17 protein-coding genes are annotated in these 17,713 nt (G+C 65.7%); 7 read left to right on the top strand and 10 right to left on the bottom strand.

The features are described 5' to 3' along the window. Positions 1–10: 10 nt before the first annotated feature. Positions 11–385, top strand: a complete 375-nt coding sequence (locus NMQ09_RS01110) for a hypothetical protein (RefSeq protein ID WP_255192617.1) — start codon at positions 11–13, stop codon at positions 383–385. A 113-nt stretch (positions 386–498) separates the two neighbouring features. On the opposite strand, the gene ftsY is transcribed toward NMQ09_RS01110, so the two are convergent. Together ftsY and pfdA are read right to left on the bottom strand one after the other, a co-directional pair. After that, the gene (ftsY, locus tag NMQ09_RS01115) at positions 499–1,854 is read right to left on the bottom strand and encodes a signal recognition particle-docking protein FtsY (RefSeq protein ID WP_255192618.1); all 1,356 of its coding nucleotides are present in this window, start codon (positions 1,852–1,854) and stop codon (positions 499–501) included. 9 nt (positions 1,855–1,863) lie between these two features. Next, on the bottom strand, positions 1,864–2,319 hold the full coding sequence (pfdA, locus tag NMQ09_RS01120; protein ID WP_255192619.1) for a prefoldin subunit alpha: 456 nt from the start codon (positions 2,317–2,319) through the stop codon (positions 1,864–1,866). 539 nt (positions 2,320–2,858) lie between these two features. On the opposite strand from pfdA, the gene NMQ09_RS01125 reads away from it, so the two are divergent. Further along, a complete protein-coding gene (locus tag NMQ09_RS01125; protein WP_255192620.1) occupies positions 2,859–3,341 on the top strand; it encodes a twin-arginine translocation signal domain-containing protein in 483 nt (160 codons plus the stop codon). A 48-nt stretch (positions 3,342–3,389) separates the two neighbouring features. On the opposite strand, the gene NMQ09_RS01130 is transcribed toward NMQ09_RS01125, so the two are convergent. The 3 genes from NMQ09_RS01130 to NMQ09_RS01140 are packed head-to-tail and all read right to left on the bottom strand — an operon-like array spanning position 3,390 to position 4,484. Beyond that, the gene (locus NMQ09_RS01130) at positions 3,390–4,052 is read right to left on the bottom strand and encodes a translation initiation factor IF-6 (RefSeq protein WP_255192621.1); all 663 of its coding nucleotides are present in this window, start codon (positions 4,050–4,052) and stop codon (positions 3,390–3,392) included. 1 nt (position 4,053) lies between these two features. Next, positions 4,054–4,332, bottom strand: coding sequence for a 50S ribosomal protein L31e (locus tag NMQ09_RS01135; RefSeq protein WP_255192622.1), 279 nt, complete (start codon positions 4,330–4,332; stop codon positions 4,054–4,056). Then, positions 4,332–4,484 (bottom strand): 50S ribosomal protein L39e, encoded by a 153-nt coding sequence (locus NMQ09_RS01140; protein WP_255192623.1) that lies wholly within the window; start codon positions 4,482–4,484, stop codon positions 4,332–4,334. The genes NMQ09_RS01135 and NMQ09_RS01140 overlap by 1 nt, the downstream gene beginning before the upstream one ends. Before the next feature lie 295 nt (positions 4,485–4,779). Between NMQ09_RS01140 and NMQ09_RS01145 the strand changes: the two genes are divergently transcribed. Beyond that, positions 4,780–6,420 carry a thiamine pyrophosphate-binding protein gene (locus NMQ09_RS01145; RefSeq protein WP_255192624.1) on the top strand — a complete coding sequence of 547 codons (1,641 nt, stop codon included), beginning with the start codon at positions 4,780–4,782 and terminating at the stop codon, positions 6,418–6,420. Between the two features lie 41 nt (positions 6,421–6,461). Here the strand turns inward: NMQ09_RS01145 and tmk are convergent, their stop codons facing one another. After that, positions 6,462–7,058, bottom strand: a complete 597-nt coding sequence (gene tmk, locus NMQ09_RS01150) for a dTMP kinase (protein WP_255192625.1) — start codon at positions 7,056–7,058, stop codon at positions 6,462–6,464. 133 nt (positions 7,059–7,191) lie between these two features. Here tmk and NMQ09_RS01155 point away from each other — a divergent pair, with 133 nt between their 5' ends. The 3 genes from NMQ09_RS01155 (at position 7,192) to cofC (ending at position 10,254) form a co-directional block, all read left to right on the top strand. Beyond that, the gene (locus NMQ09_RS01155) at positions 7,192–8,103 is read left to right on the top strand and encodes a complex I NDUFA9 subunit family protein (RefSeq protein WP_255192626.1); all 912 of its coding nucleotides are present in this window, start codon (positions 7,192–7,194) and stop codon (positions 8,101–8,103) included. Between the two features lie 222 nt (positions 8,104–8,325). Beyond that, on the top strand, positions 8,326–9,510 hold the full coding sequence (locus tag NMQ09_RS01160) for a tubulin/FtsZ family protein (protein ID WP_255192627.1): 1,185 nt from the start codon (positions 8,326–8,328) through the stop codon (positions 9,508–9,510). 90 nt (positions 9,511–9,600) lie between these two features. Then, positions 9,601–10,254 carry a 2-phospho-L-lactate guanylyltransferase gene (gene cofC / locus NMQ09_RS01165; RefSeq protein WP_255192628.1) on the top strand — a complete coding sequence of 218 codons (654 nt, stop codon included), beginning with the start codon at positions 9,601–9,603 and terminating at the stop codon, positions 10,252–10,254. Positions 10,255–10,513: 259 nt separating this feature from the next. Here the strand turns inward: cofC and NMQ09_RS01170 are convergent, their stop codons facing one another. Next, a complete protein-coding gene (locus NMQ09_RS01170) occupies positions 10,514–11,434 on the bottom strand; it encodes a phosphatase PAP2 family protein (RefSeq protein ID WP_255192629.1) in 921 nt (306 codons plus the stop codon). A 144-nt stretch (positions 11,435–11,578) separates the two neighbouring features. On the opposite strand from NMQ09_RS01170, the gene NMQ09_RS01175 reads away from it, so the two are divergent. After that, positions 11,579–12,529 carry an aminopeptidase gene (locus NMQ09_RS01175; RefSeq protein ID WP_255192630.1) on the top strand — a complete coding sequence of 317 codons (951 nt, stop codon included), beginning with the start codon at positions 11,579–11,581 and terminating at the stop codon, positions 12,527–12,529. Between the two features lie 57 nt (positions 12,530–12,586). Here the strand turns inward: NMQ09_RS01175 and NMQ09_RS01180 are convergent, their stop codons facing one another. The 3 genes from NMQ09_RS01180 to NMQ09_RS01190 all read right to left on the bottom strand — a co-directional run bounded on the left by NMQ09_RS01180 (position 12,587) and on the right by NMQ09_RS01190 (position 17,633). Next, positions 12,587–13,387 (bottom strand): N-acyl homoserine lactonase family protein, encoded by an 801-nt coding sequence (locus NMQ09_RS01180; protein ID WP_255192631.1) that lies wholly within the window; start codon positions 13,385–13,387, stop codon positions 12,587–12,589. Positions 13,388–13,441: 54 nt separating this feature from the next. After that, the gene (locus NMQ09_RS01185; protein WP_255192632.1) at positions 13,442–15,406 is read right to left on the bottom strand and encodes an AMP-dependent synthetase/ligase; all 1,965 of its coding nucleotides are present in this window, start codon (positions 15,404–15,406) and stop codon (positions 13,442–13,444) included. A gap of 286 nt (positions 15,407–15,692) precedes the next feature. Beyond that, a complete protein-coding gene (locus NMQ09_RS01190; protein WP_255192633.1) occupies positions 15,693–17,633 on the bottom strand; it encodes an AMP-dependent synthetase/ligase in 1,941 nt (646 codons plus the stop codon). Positions 17,634–17,713: the final 80 nt, after the last annotated feature.

Consider the following 17,713-nt stretch of genomic DNA (forward strand, 5'->3'; position numbering starts at 1 on the left):
AGAAGCGAGTATGGACGTTCAGTCACCCGTCCGCGTTCCCGCCACCCTCGACCTACCGGGCTCGGTCCCGCTACAGGTCGCCTTCCTGGCGCTCTGGTTCGTCGACATGGTGGCTGCGAGCCTGTTTTTCGTCTTCCCAGAGCCGACCGAACTGAATCCCGTGACCGTGTTCTTCTTCGAGCTGTTCGGGTTACCGGGCGTCGTGCTCGCGGCCACCTGCTACGCGGCAGCCGTGGTCGCCATTAGCCACGTCCTCTCAGCGCCCGCCGACGACCGGTTCCTGATCGTCGTCGTCTCGATGTACACCGCCTTCGTCGGCAACAACGTCGCGTTGCTCGCGTTCGGGAATGCGCCGCTGGGCGATCTGCTCGCGACGATGCTGTAGGTGTTCGAAAAAGCCGACGTGTCCGGACGACTCCGCAGACGGCCCACTACGGCCCACTGCCTGCCAGTTCTGGCCCAGCCACAACCGTACTGGGCTGGAACCGCAACGCCGAATTACTCCTCCTCGAGGAGTCGATCGACCATCTCCTCGGGATCGAACCGCTCGACGTCGTCGTAGCCCTGGCCGACACCGAGGAACAGAATCGGCTTGCCGGTAACGTGGGCGATCGAGATCGCCGCGCCGCCGTTGGAGTCGGCGTCCGCTTTCGTCAAGATTGCGCCGTCTACCTCGATGGCCTCGTTGAACTCCCGGGCGCGGTTGACCGCGTCCTGGCCCGCCACCGCCTCGTCGACGAACAACGTCATGTCGGGGTCGACGACGCGACCGATCTTCTCGAGTTGGTCCATCAGCCCCTCGTTCGTGTGGAGTCGCCCCGCCGTGTCCCCGAGGACGACGTCGACGTCGTTGGCCTCGGCGTACTCGACGGCGTCGTACAGCACGGCGGCGGGGTCGCCACCCTGCTCGTGGGTGATGAGCTTCGTCCCGAGCGCCTCGGCGTGCTCGCGGATCTGCTCGTTCGCCCCCGCACGGTAGGTGTCGCCGTTGGCCATCACGGTCGAGTAGCCGCGCTCCTCGAAGTACTGCGAGAGCTTCGCGATCGAGGTCGTCTTGCCGACGCCGTTGACGCCGGTGAAGACGATCACCAGGGGTTTGTCCTCGATCGCTACCCGTTCGTCGAAGTCGAACTGACCGACGCTGATCACGTCGTAGATCGCCTCTTTGAGGGCGTCTTCGACGACCTCGCCCGTCGAGGTGGTAAACGTCCGGGTCTCGCCGATCAGTTCCTCGCGGATGTTGTCGAGGATCTCCTCGGCGACGCTCATCTCGACGTCACTCGAGAGCAACGCGAGCTCGAGTTCGTGTAACGGTCCCTCGAGGTCGTCTTCCTCGATGACGAACTTCCCGCGGACGAGTGACTTCGCCTTGTAGCCGAAGCCGAGCGATCGACCCCCGTCCTCGTCGGTGTCGGCGTCTTCGTCGGCGTCCTCGTCGCTGCCGTCGTCGGCCGCCGGCTCGGCTTCCACGTCGAGGTCGGGGTCGGCGTCCGAGGGCGACTCGGGCTCGGTCGCGTCGGGCTCCGGCGTCGGCTCGGTCTCTGCGGCGCTCTCGGGCTGCGAGGCGTCCATCGCGACCGCCTCGGCCGTCGCCGACGGCTCCTCGACGGGGTCGGTGGCCGCCGGATCGGCCTCGACCGGGTCGCGATCCTCGGTGTCGGCTCGCTCGGATGCGGCCGATTCGTGGTCGTCCGCCTCGAGCGTCTCCGTGTCCGCGTCCGCCTCGAGCGTCTCCGCATCGGCGTCCGCAAGCTCCTCGAGTTCCTCCTCGTCGACGGGTTCGGCCTTCTCTTCAGCCGTCTCCTCGACGTCTTTCCGGAAGCTCCCGAGTTTCTTTTTCAGGCTATCGAACATGGCACTCCGTTACTCGTCGCGCTCTTGCCCCTGTCCCTGCATTCCCTGCAGTTGCTGCTGGAGTGCTTGCTGCTGGAGCTGCTGGGCCTGGCCCTCGAGCCGGGTACTCTCGGCTTCGAGTTCGGAGATGCGTTCGGTCACCTCGGCGATGCGGTCGTCGAGCCGGTCGTTTTTCATCTCGAGTGCGGAGACGGCCCCGTCCTGTTCGAACTCCGCGGCGTAGTCAGCCCCGAGTTCGACGATGACGGCGTCGATGTCCTCGATGGTCGCACGGGCGTACGCCCCGCCCCCGAGGGGGACCTGGACGACCGAGTCCGTCTCGAGCGTCTCGACGGCGGTGATCGCCTCGTCGACTGCGCGCTGTTCTTCGCGGATGGTTTCGACGACGCCCTGGAGGCTCTCGATGTGACCTTGCAGCTCCTGAAGTTCCTGGGAGATCGCCTGCAGTTCCTGTTGACCGCTCATGCCTCGACGACCTCCTCGTTCTCGGCGTCGATCGACGGCTCGAGCGCCGCGTCGCTGTCGCGGTCTTCGAAACCGGTGACGACAAACTGGCTCATGGTCCATCATCCGTCGGGCAGTCGGAAGAATGTTCCCGTTCGCGTCGGCGCTGTTTTTCGCCTCCGGCGAACGCTTTGCCGTCAGCGAATCCGACGGCCGGTCACAGCGCGATCGAGTGGTTACTGACTGTTGTCCAGTAGTATCAGGAGGCGTGCTCGTCGCCAGCGGCCTCGCCGCACCGGTGCTCACCGATAGGTCTACCGGTGGCACGAGATAACCGAACGAGACGAGCGGCGATGGCCGAGTGAACAGCATGCAATATTGAGCCACTATTTAATTCGCCATCCGCCTCACGGAAGTCCCCCACGGTCAAATTAAAGGCACCTTTGTGCCGAATAGCCGATAATACACCAGTATCCAAATCAACAGCGTTATGTATAGTGTTGTTCAATATTTACAATACTGCCCAACGCTGAACGTTCACGTGGGCAGGACTACGTACAATGAATCGAAGGACATTCCTCACGAAACTCGGCGTCGGCACCGCCACCGGCGGAGCCGCCCTCGCGACGACGAACGCCGTTGCGGCCGAAACCGACGACGACTATCAGCTCGAGCTGGAGCCAGGAACGACCGTCTCGTTCGCCGAGACGTATTTCGGCGAATCGTTCATCTACGCGCCGCTTTCCGACGGCAGCACCTACTACCTGTTCCTGAACCGGAACGGCTGCTGTCAGGTCGACCAGGTTGTCATGGTACTCGCGGATACTGGCGAAGTGCTATACCTCGAGAGTCTCGACGGCGTGCTGTACACCGTCGACGAGATCGGCGAGATGGCCGACCGGATCGGCGAGATGGCCGATCGAATCGTCTACACCGAGGAACTCATCGTCGAGACGGAGTACCTCATCGTCGACGTCATCAAATACACACAGGACAGCACGCTCGAGTTCGTCGACATGCTGAACCCGCTCAGCTACGCGTGAACGTTTTAGCAACGTTCCCTCCGTCGTAACCCGCAACGATTCTCGAAATCAGATGTAGCCCAGCGCGTCCTCGATCCGGCCCAGTTCCGGGCCCGTCGTGTCCTCCCCGACGACGTAGCCCGACTCGTTGGCGATCAGGCCCGAACCGACGAGTGGCGCGCCGTAGTTGATCGTGCCGACGTCGGCGCGGACGTCGAGGACGTCCTCGAGATGATCGAGTTCGGCGTCGGTCGCCTTCGGGTGACAGAGCACGCCCGCGTTGGTCGCGACGGCGGCAGTGCCGACCGTGCGAACGCCCGCGAGGTCGCCCCGGTCGACGGGCACCTCGAGCGTCTCTTTGACGACCTGGATCGCTTCCCGGGTGAGGTCGGAGTGGACGTAGGCCCCGTAGTCGTTCGCGAGGACGACGTTTCCAGCGGCGTTGATACTGCCCGGGAGTTCGGCGATCGGGAGCTCGACGAGCTCCTCGAGGCGCTCGCGCTCGTAGTCGAGAACACGGCTGCTGACGAGCAGGCCGTTCTCGTTGCCGGTGGCGAGCGCGCCGACCGTCGAGGCGCCCCCGACGGTCGTCGGATGGACGGGAACCTCGAGTTCGTCCTCGAGTTCGGCGCGCAGGTCGTCGTCGACGTCGGGCCGGACGAGGGCGCAGTCGTTCGTCGCGCGTGCGAAGACGCCGACGTACGCCGAGCCGGCGAAGGCGGCGCGGAGCAAGTTACTCGGCGAATTCGGCTTCGACGACCGATTCGCCCGCCTCGTCGAAGCGTGCCGCGCGGACGCGGAGCTTCCGTGGTGGGTTCGAGCGGCCGTTCGCCCAGATGGCCTCGTTGATCGAGGGGTCGAGCCGGATCGCTCCTTCGTCGACCGCGAAGTGTTTCGCGAGGTGTGCGCGGACGATCGTCATCGCCCGGTCGGCCGCCTCGTGGTTCGCTCCAGCTTTCACGTCTCGGAGCGGGACCGTGACGACCCGCTCTTCGAAATCACTTGCACTCATTATTCGTCAGTGTCGCTGCGCCGCCAGTTGCGCTGCTTGTGGTTTCGCACCGTGTTCATGTCGGTCTTCAGCATGACCCACGCCGGAACCCGGCTGTTCTGCTTCTCGAGTTTGGCAAGCCGCTTTTTCTTGCCCTTCGACTTCTTGCCCATAGTGGCCGGACGTAGCCCACGCTGGCTTAAAATCTTGTCCATCTGGGCGGATGGCCGCTCGACACACCGCGTCGGCCGGAGCCGTGGGCAGTTCCGGCCGCTGTCGCAGTGCGTTACAGTAGCCACTGAACGTCGATGCCCACCTGCTCGCGACTCAGCGGTCAGTACTGGCCGTTTCGCTGCGAGCAGTGTGTAACCCGTTTCAGTTGTGACCTAGGTCGTTCGAAGACGTCGACGCTCGTCGGCGCCCGTCGAATCCTACACCTTTACCACCGATACGGACCGCAGTACAGCCATGAAGGTTGCTAACGAGATTATCACGTGTCTGGTGTCGAACGACATCGAGACGCTGTTTGGAATCCCCGGGAAGCAGTCGCTGCCGCTGAACGAGAGCATCAGCGAACGAGACGACATCGAGTTCGTCATGGCCCGACACGAGACCGCCGTCTCACACCAGGCGTGGGGATACGCGGAGACGAGTGGGAAGCTGGCTGCGACGGTCGTCATCCCCGGACCCGGAGACATGAACGCGATGAACGGGCTGAAGAACGCGTTGAACGACTGCACGCCGCTCGTACACATCGCGGTCGAGACCGAACCCGAGATCCGGGGCGGGGACGGGATTCACGAGACGCCGCCGGACACCTACGACAACGTCGTTAAAGAGAACGTCACCGTCGAGACGCCCCAGAGCACCGTCGCCGAACTGCAACGGGCGATCGACGTGGCGCGCACGCCCCCGATGGGTCCCGTCCGCGTCGGAATTCCGAAAAACTTCCTCAAGATGGACGTCGAGCTCGCCGAACCCGGCGAGACCGAGCGACGATCGGTCGCCACCGCTCCCGGAACGAAGGTCGAACGCGCCGCCGACCTCCTCGCGGACGCGTCGGCACCGATCGTCATCGCCGGTGGCGGCGTCCGAGCGTCGAACGCGAGCGACGAACTGCGACGCGTCGCCGAGCGCCTCGAGGCGCCGGTCGTGCTCACGTACAAGGGGAAGGCGGTGTTTCCCGACGATCACGAGCTCGCCGGCGGCGTCCTCTGTGGCGCCACCGGGACGGCCCAGAAAGCGCTCATCGCCGAGTCGGACGCCGCGCTGGCCGTCGGCACCGACCTCGACGCGGTGACCATGCAACACTGGACGATCGACATCCCGTCCGACCTCGTTCACGTGACGCTCGAGGCGAGCGACGTCGGGAGAGGCTACGAGCCGGCAGTCGGCATCGTCGCCGACGCCGAACAGACGCTCGAGGCGCTCGACGACGCCCTCGCCGACCGATCGATCGACGGCACTGGGGGAGAGCGCGCACGAGCGGCGCGCGACGCGGTCGACGACCGGCTCTCGGCGTTGCGCGCGGTGACGGACGCGCCCCTGACGTCCGTGAGCGCGCTCGAGGCGATCCGGGAGGGGACGCCCCGCGACGCCATCGTCGCCGTCGACGCCGGTGGGTTCCGACTGTGGGGGCTTCTCACGTTCCCGACGTACGAACCACGAAAGTACGTCAATCCGGGCTCGTGGGCGACGATGGGGTCGGGGCTGCCCTCGGCGATCGGTGCGAAGAAGGCGAACCCAGACCAGGACGTGGTGGCGCTCACCGGCGACGGTGGGTTGCTCATGTGTCTGCACGAGCTCCACACGCTGGTTGGTGAAGGGATCGACGTGACGGTGGTCGTGCTGAACAACAGCGACTACGCGATCATCAGCGAGGAGGCGGGCCGAAACTACCGGATGGAGCCGGGAGAGTACGGGTGGGAGTCGGCGCCGGTCTCGTACGCGACGGTTGCAGAGGGGCTCGGACTGGAGGCGATGCGCGCCGAAACCACCGACGACGTCGCGGCGACCGTCGCCGAGGCGATCGACAGCGAGGGGCCGACGCTCGTCGAGATCCCGACCGATCCAGCGGAGCCCCAGGCGAGCGTCTTCATGAACGAGTAGTGGGTCATCACACCCCAACTGGCGAGTCGAACTCGCGCCGGTCACTCCCCGGCCGTCGACTCGAGGGCCGACTCGAGTTCGTCCTCGACGCGCTCGAGCACCGCGTCGGGCGACCGGCTGGCGTCGACGCGAACGAACCGGTCGAGATCGCGCTCGAGTAGCCGTTCGTAGTTCTCGCGAACCGACGCGAGATACTCCGCGTGTTCGAACTTGTTGGTCGCCCCCGCACGTTCGGCCGCCGTTTCCGGGCCGAGGTCGAAGTAGATCGTCAGGTCGGGGTCGATCGTGAACGGGCGGTGGACGTCCATCACGTACTGCACTGGATCGGCGAGGACGCCCTCGAGGGTCGCCCCCTGGTAGGCGTACCGGGAGTCCGAATAGCGGTCAGAGATGACGAGGTCGCCGGCTTCGAGGGCGGGTTCGATCAGCCGCGAGAGGTGATCGGCGTGGTCGGCGGTGTAGAGGAAGAGTTCGGCGAGGGGGTCGGCGTCGTCGTCGGCGATCGAGCGGTAGACGGCGTCGCCGTACCACGAGGTCGTTGGCTCGCGGGTGAACGTCGCGTCCGGGTACGTGTCGTGAAGCGCCTCCCAGACCGTCGTCTTGCCGCTGCCGTCGATCCCCTCGAGCGTGACGAGCATGCCCGTGAATCGCGGTGGAGGGTACAAGGATGTGTCGGGCTGACGGGACGGACGACCGCAGCCTCTCGCTGGCGGCCCCGACCTTACAGTGTAGCCGCGCAGTTATTTACCGCTCCGAGTACATATCTCGGATATGAAGGTACTCGTCGCGGGCGGAACCGGATTCATCGGACGGCACCTCTGTGCGGAGCTGGTCGACCGGGGCCACGAGGTGACGGCGCTCGCACGCGATCCCGACGTATCGGGCCTTCCCGCAGGAGTGAAGACCGCGATGGGTGACGCAACCGCGTACGACTCGATCGCGGGGCCGGTCGCCGACCACGACGCGGTCGTCAACCTCGTCTCGCTCTCGCCGCTGTTCGAGCCCCCGGCGGGAACCTCCCACGAGGAGGTCCACCTCGGCGGAACCGAGAACCTCGTGCGCGCCGCCGAGGCGGGCGGTACGTCGCGATTCGTCCAGATGAGCGGCCTCGACGCGGACCCGAACGCGAAGACGGCCTATCTCCGGGCGAAGGGGAAGGCCGAGCAGGTCGTTCGCGAGTCGAACCTCGAGTGGACGATCGTTCGGCCCTCGGTGGTCTTCGGCGAGGGCGAGGAGTTCGTCCCGTTCACGAAAAAGCTGACGACGCCGTACGTGACCGGCCTGCCGGGTGGCGGGGAGACGCGTTTTCAGCCCATCTACGTGGACGACCTCGTCCCGATGCTCGCGGACGCCCTCGAGGTCGACGACCACGTCGGGCAGACCTACGAGGTGGCCGGCCCACAGGTGGTGACGCTCGCTGACGTGGCGGAACTCGCCTACGAGGCCGAAGGGAAGTCCGTGTCAGTGCTCCCGGTCCCGATGCCGGTGGCGAAACTCGGGCTCGCGGTCGCGGGCCCGATTCCGTTCGTCCCGTTCGGCCCCGACCAGGCGCGTTCGCTCGAGCTCGACAACACCGTCATCGAGAACGACGTGACCGCTTTCGGCCGGACCGAAGCAGAACTGACGACGCTCCGTGAGTACCTCGGCATCGACCGTCCAGTCGCAGCTCGCGGCGGAAGCTGACGGCGTGAGGAACGAATCCGACCGGACGAATCGGGCTAGCTACATATATAAAACGCGAGTCGGTACAGGTAGCCGTCGGTCTGCGAAGCGGCGCCAACAGCGCCAGACGGCCACGCTATCGGACGGTCGCGAGGACGTCCACGGTTTCGTGAAATTCAATTCATCACAAGCTTTATGTCCCCTTTCGCTCTGTCTCAATGCAACGGAGCCCCCTGACTAACAATGAAGCTGGCGATGATCGGATTCGGACAGGCCGGTGGGAAAATCGTCGATCGATTTCTCGGGTACGACGAGCGAACGGGTAGCAAGATCGTCCGTGCGGCGATCGCCGTCAACTCGGCGAAAGCAGACCTCATGGGTCTCGAGAAGATCCCACAGGAGAATCGCGTCCTCATCGGCCAGGCCCGGGTGAAGGGCCACGGCGTCGGTGCGGACAACGAACTCGGCGCGGAGATCGCCGAGGAGGACATTGACGAGATCCAGAACGCGATCGATCAGATCCCGACCCACGAAGTCGACGCGTTCCTGATCGTCGCCGGGATGGGCGGCGGAACGGGCTCGGGCGGTGCGCCCGTCCTCGCGAAACACCTCAAGCGCATCTACACCATCCCGGTCTACGGACTCGGCGTCCTGCCGGGAACGGACGAAGGTGGCATCTACACGCTGAACGCCGCCCGCTCGTTCCAGACGTTCGTCCGCGAGGTGGACAACCTGATGGTGTTCGATAACGACTCCTGGCGCAGCGCCGGCGAGTCCGTCGAGGGCGGCTACGACCAGATCAACGAGGAGATCGTTCGTCGCTTCGGCATCCTCTTTGGCGCCGGCGAGGTCGGCGAGGGACAGGACGTCGCCGAGAGCGTCGTCGACTCTTCGGAGATCATCAACACGCTCTCGGGCGGCGGCGTCTCCACTGTCGGCTACGCCTCCGAAGAAGTCGATCTCAACACCGGCGGAGGGCTCCTCTCTCGGTTCACGAACAACGGTGGCGGCGGGATCGACGACGAACTCGACGCCGCGAACACGACGAACCGCATCACGAGCCTCGTGCGCAAGGCCGCCCTCGGGCGACTCACCCTCCCCTGTGAGATCGAAGGAGCCGAGCGCGCCCTGCTCGTTCTCGCCGGGCCGAGTGAGTACCTGAACCGGAAAGGAATTGAGCGCGGCCGGAAGTGGCTCGAAGAGGAAACCGGCAGCATGGAGGTCCGTGGTGGCGACTTCCCCCGGGAGGTTCCGGAGGTATCCGCGGCAATCCTGCTCGCCGGCGTCACGAACGTCCCGCGCATCAAACGCCTCCAGCAGGTCGCGATCGAAGCCCAGGACAACATCGAAGAGATCCAGGCCGAAAGTCAGGAGAACCTAGAGAGCCTCGTCGACGACGGCGAGGACGAACTCGAGCCGTTGTTCTAACGACGTTTTTCTCCACGTCCGATCACGCTCGAGTCGCCAGCGACGGTCGCTTCGACGCGTTTTTGCCCGTGTGTCGGCAACTCAGTCGAGATGCACGTCGTCGTTCCGTTCGCCGTCGACGCGCCGAAGACGCGCCTTTCGTCCGTCCTCGAGCCACGCGAGCGCGTCGCGTTCGCTCGAGCAATGCTCGCGGACGTCCAGTCGGCGATCCGGCAAACGGGACGCGAACCGACGGTGCTGGCGACGGCTCCCGCCGACGTCGAGTCGCCGGTCGTCGTCGACGACCGGCCGCTCGACGACGCAGTCAACGCCGTCCTCGCGTCGGCGACGGAGCCGGTCGCGGTCGTGATGGCCGACCTCGCGCTGGCGACGTCCGATGCGCTCGAGGGACTGTTCGCGGCCGACGGCGACGTCGTACTCGTGCCGGGACGCGGCGGCGGCACGAACGCGTTCGTCGCCCGCCACCCGGCGTTTCGCGTCGACTACCACGGCGCCTCCTACCGGGATCATCGGCGGATCGCGCACGACCTCGACGCCGAGCTCGAGACGGTGGACTCGTTTCGACTCTCGACCGACGTCGACGAACCCGCCGACCTCGTCGAGGTGCTCCTCCACGGCGGGGAGCGCTCGCGGACGTTCCTCGAGGACGCTGGCTTTCGCCTGGAGACGACCGATGGTCGGGTGACGGTGAGTCGAGACACCGATCGAAACGCGGCTATCGACTCACGGGGGAACTCGACGTGAGACGCTCGAGTCGATAGAGTCGCCGTACCGACCACTGGAGCTCTCGACACAGAAAAAATACCGACCAATCGAGTGGAAAAAACATACATTTAATATCCTCCGGTTCTTACCAATGACTGGCGATCTGAGACACTGTCGCCACCCCCCCACCCCCCCAATCCCCCACTTTTGCCGACGCAGCACGGGAAGTTGTGACGCCGAGTCGATGAGTGAGCACCGTACCGGGGTCGGTTAACGGTCACGTCGAGCGATTGCTCGTCTACGTCGATCGTCGGTCGGTCGGATCGATCGTGCGGCCGCGGAAGGGAAGTCGCTCCTGTAGCCACTCGACCGGTGGCCAATCGTTGAGCCGTTCGGCGACGACGGGAACGACGATGATCGCACCCGTCGCGGCCGCATAGCCAACGATTTCGACGCTCCAGTGGAGCCCCCAGAGGAGCGACGCCGCCCGGAGCGCGATCACGACCGGCAGACAGAGGTACGCGAGCAGGAGGATCGACGCCCCGTGCGGCCTGGTCAGGCGACCGTCGACGGCCGTCCAGGCGAGTGTCGCGCCGACCGAAGCGCCGATCGTCAACGTCGTGTACTCGGTCGAACCGAGGGCGAACGAGCCGGCGGCGATCACACCCGCGAGCGCGAACACGAAGCCGGGCTCGGGCTCGTCGTCCCGGATGACGAGCGCGACGAACAGCAGGCCGATCACCACGCCGACGACGACGTCGCCGAGGTAGTGGACGCCGATGACGACCCGCGAGAACGCCACGAGGCCGATGATCGTTCCGGCAACCGCGTACCGCTGCCGTCGGCTCCCGGTGTCAGCGACGGCGGCCAGCGCGCCGTAGAAGGCCGCCGCCCCGAGCGCGTGAGCGCTCGGAAAGCTGTAGCCCGGATAGTTTTCGGGAGCGAACGCCAGCTCCGGACGCGGCCGCACGAAGATCCCTTTCATCCCGGCGCTGATCGCGAGCGCGCCGACCCCGATCGCGATCACGAGCGCCCGCTTTCGCTGGCGGGACTCGGCGCCGAACCAGTACAGCAGCGTCGCCAGGATCACCAGCGTCGCGCCGTCGCCGAGGTGGGTGACGAGTTCGAGGAACGTGATCGCGTGGTCGGGTAGCGCCGACCGAATCGCCTCGTTCGTCGACTCGTCGAACAGGACGCTCTCGAGCGTCGACCCTGTCATGAACTCAATAGTCGGACAGAGGCCTCAATAAACGCCGTGATTGCGCAGTTGACACGACTGGAACCGTTCACAGAAGCCGACGGCGAGACGACGAGGGACACCGAGAAGACAAGACCTATCGGGGTACTGGTCCCAGGATGAGCCATGAGCGAGCTCCGTGCGCCGGCCGAGACGGCCGTGTACCAGTGTCTGAACCTCGAGGAGGGAGAATCCTGTGTCATCGTCACTGACGACGAGCGCCTGCCGATCGGCGAGGCGTTGTACGAGGTGGCGAGCGAGCGCACCGACGACGCCGTGATCGTCCGGTACCCGCCGGGGGAGACCCACGGCGGCGAGCCGCCGGCGCCGGTTGCCGCGGCGATGGCCGGCGGCGACGTCGTCCTCGCGCCGACGACGAAGAGTCTGAGTCACACGCGCGCCCGAACGGACGCGAACGAGGCGGGTGCCCGCGTCGCCACCCTCCCCGGCATCACCGAGGAGGTGTTCACGACGGGGCTCGACGCCGACTACGAGTCGATCGCAGCCCACTGCGACGACGTCCGCGAGCAGGTCGACGACGCCGAGGAGATCCGCGTCACGACCGACAGGGGTACCGACATCACGTTCGAGGTCGGCGACCGGGCGTTCCTCTCGGACACCGGCATCGTCCACGAGCCCGGTCAGATGTCGAACCTCCCCGCCGGCGAGGTGTTCGTCAGCCCCGAGACCGCCAACGGCACGTTCGTCGTCGACGGGACGATGCGCCCGCACGGGTTGCTCGAGGACGACCAGGAGCTCACCTTCGAGGTCGAAGACGGCCTCGTCACGCACATCTCGGACGACGAGATCCGCGAGACGGTCGAGAACGCGGCCGAGGAAGTGGGTGAGGCGGCGTACAACCTCGCCGAACTCGGCATCGGGACGAACGTCGCCGTCACCGAGCTCGTGGGGAGCGTCTTACTCGACGAGAAGGCCGCTGGCACCGTCCACATCGCGATCGGCGACGACGCGGGCATCGGCGGCGACGTCGAGGCGCCGATTCACCTGGATGGCATCCTCCGCGAGCCGACGGTGCTCGCCGACGGCGTGGAAGTCGAGCTCCCGCGAGCGGAGTAGGAACGCCAAACGCTTCGATTCTCGAGTGTCCACCACCCAAGAGCCGCCGCCCTGGACTCACCTGAGCGCCTCGGGCGGGTCGGGCAGCCGCTCCTGGTCTGCGGGGTCGTGGTGGACGATCACGTCGGCGTCGGTCAGCCGCGCCCGGTCGCGAACCGTCTGGATGGACTCGAGCGAGGCCTCGAGCGACCAGGCGAACGACGCGACGAGGCCGTTCTCGTAGCCCGGCCGGCTGTTGGCGACGTCGGCGGCGAGGATCACGGTCGACGACTCGAGGTCGACCGCGAGCGACTGGTGGCCGGGGGTGTGTCCCGGCGTCGGGAACGCGACGACGCTGCCGTCGCCGAAGAGGTCGTACTCGCCCGTGATCGCAGTCACGTCGTACTCGTGGCTCCGAAGCGGCGAGAAGTCGCCCTCGAGATAGAACAGCGACTGGACGCCGTCGGGCCAGAACGCGTACCGCAGTTCCGCCTTCTGGACGATAAACTCGGCGTCGGGGAACGAGTCGATGTTCCCCGCGTGATCGGTGTGAAGGTGTGAGAGTACCACGTAGTCGACGTCGTCGGGTACGTAGCCCAGCGCCGCGAGGTGGTCGGTCGGCGATTGGCCGACCTCGAGGTCGAGCGTCTCGAGCAACTCGACCATGTGCGGCGCGCCGTTCGGGCCGTACGTCGTCGGGTCGGCCGCCATCTCGCGGCTAACCCCCGTGTCGAAGAGGACGAGTCCCTCGGGGTGCTCGAGCAAATAACACGGACACCAGCCGGGGTAGGGCTCACCCGGCTGCTGGAGCTGCGTCGCGGCGCTGTAATCGAGGGTCCACTCGGCGGTGTTCAGGCGATAGAGGCTGGTAACTGTCACTGGTGAGTTCTTCGCTCGAGCAACTATAAGGGTATGTGCTACCGAAGGCCAGACTCAGTCAACCGTCCCGGCCTGTGGCTCGTCCGTCGACCGCTCGGGGTAGATGTCCGCGACCTCTTCTGCGAACTTCTCGAGGATGACCCGGCGTTTTTTCTTCATCGTGGGAGTGAGCATCTCGTTTTCCTCAGTGAACTCCTGCGGAACGAGCTGGAACTCCTTGATCCGTTCGTGCGGTTCGAAGCCCTCGTTGACCGTGTCGACTTCCGCCTGGACGAGTGCCTGAACCTCCTCGTTGTCGACGAGGCGCTCGTGGTCGTCGACGTCGACGACGGCTGTGAGATACTCGAAGTTGGGGACCATGAGCGCGGCGACGAACTTCTCGCCGTCGCCGATCACCATGCACTGTTCGACGATCTGGCTGTCGGCGAAGGCGTCCTCGATGGGAGCGGGGGCGACGTTCTTGCCCGTCGAGAGCACGAGGATCTGCTTGGCCCGTTCGTGGAAGACGAGGTAGTCGTCCGGGCGGATGGTGACGATATCGCCCGTACGGAACCATCCTTCCTCGGTGAACGCCCCCGCGGTCTTCTCGGGTTTGTTCCAGTAGCCCTCGGTCACGTTCGGGCCCCGCACGAGCAGTTCCCCGACCTCCCCGAGAGTTCCGTCGGTCGTCTCCTCCGGGACGACGGACTTGTCGACTGTCACCTCACAGCCCTCGACGGGGACGCCGATCGTGCCGATCTTCGGCTCCTCGGGCGGGTTGGTCGTCACTACGGGGGACGTCTCGGTGAGGCCGTAGCCCTCGTAGATCGGCAGCCCCATGCCGTGATAGAGCGTACAGAGGTCGGCCGAGAGCGTCCCGCCGCCGCTGACGAGAAACTCGACGTTGCCCCCGAGCGCCGACTTGACCTTGCCGAACACCAGTTTGTCCGCGAGACTCATCTTCAGCTTGAGGACCGTCCCCGGATTGGTCGACTCGTGGTACTCCCTGCTGACCGCAGTCGCCCATTCGAAGATCCGACGCTTCACGTCCGACTCACTCGCCTGCTCGCGGATCGCATCGTAGATCTTCTCGTACACCCGGGGGACGCTCGTCGCGGTCGTCGGCCCGACGAGGCCGAAGTCCTCCTTCAGGGTGTCAGCGCTCTCGGCGTAGGCGACGCAGGCGCCGCTTGCGAACATGAGGAAGTGTCCCGCCGTCCGCTCGAAGACGTGCGCCAGCGGCAGGTACGACACCGTCTGCGTGTCGCCGTCGATCGACGGTGCCCCCTCTGGCTTCCCCGGCCGGGGACCGTAGCGTCGATACACCTGGTTGACGTTCGCCCGGAAGTTCCGGTGGGTCAGCTGCACGCCCTTGGGGTCGCCGGTGGTCCCGCTCGTGTAGATCAGGCTCGCCAGGTCGTCGAGGTCGGGTTCGTCGACCCACGACTCGTACGCCTCCAGCTCGAACGTCTCCTGCCCGCGTTCGTAGACCTCTGCGAGCGTGTAGACGTCCTCGCGGTCGGCGTACTCGGAGGAAACCTCGTCCATCACGACGACGAATCGCAACTCGAGTGAGTCTGCGGCTTCGAGCACGCGCTTTGCGTGATCCTCACCCTGGGCGACGACGCCGATCGCACCCGGGTCCTCAAGGAGGTACGCCACCTGCGCGGGCGAGGAACTTTCGTACACTGTGGTGACGACCGCGCCCGCGGCGAGCAACGCGAAGTCACACTGGGCCCACTCCATGCGGGTGTCCGCGAAGATCGCGACGCGCTCGCCGGCGTCGACGCCGAGGTCACGAAAGCCGGCCGCGAGGTTACGGACGATATCGCGCATCTCGCCGTAGGTCAGCGTCGCGTACTCGCCCGGGGGTGCCGGGTCGAACGCCGTCCCCGCGAGCGTCCGGTCGTAGATCCCACCCTTGTACTGCTGGGCTGGCTGGTCGACGTTCCGTTCGGCGCTCTCCTCGAACAGTCTCCCGAGCGTGTCGAGCTCGATCACCTCGTTGTCGAACGCCCGTTCTGACTCTTTCCAGTCCATGAGTTGTCACACCATACCACCGATACACTATAAATTGTTTGATTGTTCACGATTCTGTTCAGCAGTCGAGGTCTGAAAATAGGACGCAGACGGACGGCGACCCACGTCGACCACCGCCGACAGGGCAGAGCTGTCTACCTCGAGTCGATCGACGGGTCGGGCGTTCGAGGCGTTCACCGCGTCGAACGCTCGAGGATGAGTACGAGAACCTGGCGCGCTCGAGACCGAGTACGCAAATCCGGCACACTCGAGACCGAGTCCGCGAATCCGGCGCACTCGAGGTCGGTCACTCGGCGTACATCTCCTCGACCCGGTCCTCGAAGCGGTCCATGATCACCCGGCGTTTCTTCTTCATCGTGGGGGTGAGCATCTCGTTTTCCTCGGTGAACTCCTGGGGGACGAGACGGAACTCCTTGATCGTCTCGTGTCGCTCGAAGTCCTCGTTGATCCGGTCGACTTCTTCGCCGATGTACTCGACGACGCGCTCGTCCGCACAGAGCGCCTCGGGATCGCCCGGGAGGTCGATCCCCTCGGCTTCGGCCCACGACTCGAGGTGGTCGACGTTGGGGACGAGCAGCGCGCCCACGAACTTCCGGCCGTCGCCGACGACCATCGACTGCTCGACGACCTCGCTGGCGGCGAAGGCGTCCTCGATGGGGGCGGGGGCGACGTTCTTGCCCGTCGAGAGCACGAGGATCTGTTTCAGTCGCTCGCGGAACTCGACGTAGCCGTCCGGACGCAGGTGGACGATGTCGCCGGTTCGGAACCATCCCTCCTCCGTGAACGCCCGGTCGGTCGCCCGCGGGCGGTTCCAGTAGCCGTCGCTCACGTTCGGGCCGCGGACGAGCAACTCGCCGACCTCGCCGGGGTCGTCGAAGGCGTCCTGGTGGACGACCGACCCGTCGATCTCGAGTTCGACGTCGACGACGGCGGGACCGATCGTCCCGATCTTCGGCTCCTCCGGCGGGTTCACGGTGACGACGGGGGCGGTCTCGGTGAGGCCGTAGCCCTCGTAGATCGGCAGTCCCATCGCGTGGTAGAGCGTGCAGAGCTCGGCCGAGAGGCTCCCGCCGCCGCTGATCAGGAGTTCGATGTTGCCGCCGAGGGCCTCGCGAACCTGCGCGAAGACGAGTCGATCGGCGATCGCCTGTTTCGCCCGCAGGACCGCCCCGGGCGAGTCGGCTTCCTGGTACTCGCGGCCGACCTCGACGGCCCACTCGAAGATGCGCTGTTTCGTCGACGACTCGCTGGCCTGCTCGCGGACCGCGTCGTAGATCTTCTCGTACACCCGGGGGACGCTCGTCGCCGTATTCGGACCGACCGCGGCGAAGTCCTCCTGGAGCGTGTCGGGATTCTCGGCGTAGGCGACACACCCGCCGCTCGCGAACATGACGAAATGCCCCGCCGTTCGCTCGAAGACGTGTGCCAGCGGCAGGTACGACACCGTCTGCGTGTCGGTGTCGATGACCGGCAGCTCCTCGTCTTTGTCCGGCCGCGGGCCGTACCGCGCTCTGATCTGGTTGACGTTCGACCGGAAGTTCCGGTGAGTCAGCTGTACGCCCTTGGGCTCGCCGGTCGTCCCACTCGTGTAGATCAGACTCGCCAGATCGTCGAGGTCGGGGTCGTCGACCCACGACTCGTAGGCCTCCAGCTCGAACGTCTCCTCGCCGCGTTCGTAGAGGTCCGCGAGCGTGTAGACGTCCTCGCGGTCACCGTGCTCGGCGAGTCGGTCCATCGAGACGAGGAAGTCGAGGTCGAGGCCGTCTTCTACCTCGAGGACGTCCTCGAGCAGTTCCTCGTTCTCGACGACGACGGCGGTCGCGTCCGGATCGTCGAGGAGGTACTGGACCTGCTCGCGGGAGGAGCCGGTGTAGACGGTCGTGACGATCCCGCCCGCCGCGAGCAGCGCGAAGTCGGTCTGGGCCCACTCCATCCGCGTGTTGGCGTAGATGCCGACCCGGTCACCCGTCTCGAGTCCGAGGTCGCGAAAGCCGGCCGCGAGTTTGCGGACGACGTCGCGCATCTCGCCGTAGGAGACGGCGTGAAACTCCCCGGCGGGGGCTGCCGGAAGGATCGACTCGGTGAGCGACCGATCGTAGATCCCACCTTTGTACCGCTGGGCCGGCTCGTTCACGTGACGGTCGGCCGCATCCTCGAACAGCCGGCCGAGTGTCGTCTCCCCGATGACTTCGTCCGTGTACTCCCGTTCGGCCTCGCGCCAGTCCATACCTGCCTGACAGAACCTCCCACCGGATAAAATGTGTGGGAACTCACCGCACACAATCTCGCGTTTATTCGAGTTCGACG

Origin of the sequence: Natronobeatus ordinarius, assembly GCF_024362485.1 — an archaeon.
Classification (GTDB): Archaea; Halobacteriota; Halobacteria; order Halobacteriales; family Natrialbaceae; genus Natronobeatus; species Natronobeatus ordinarius.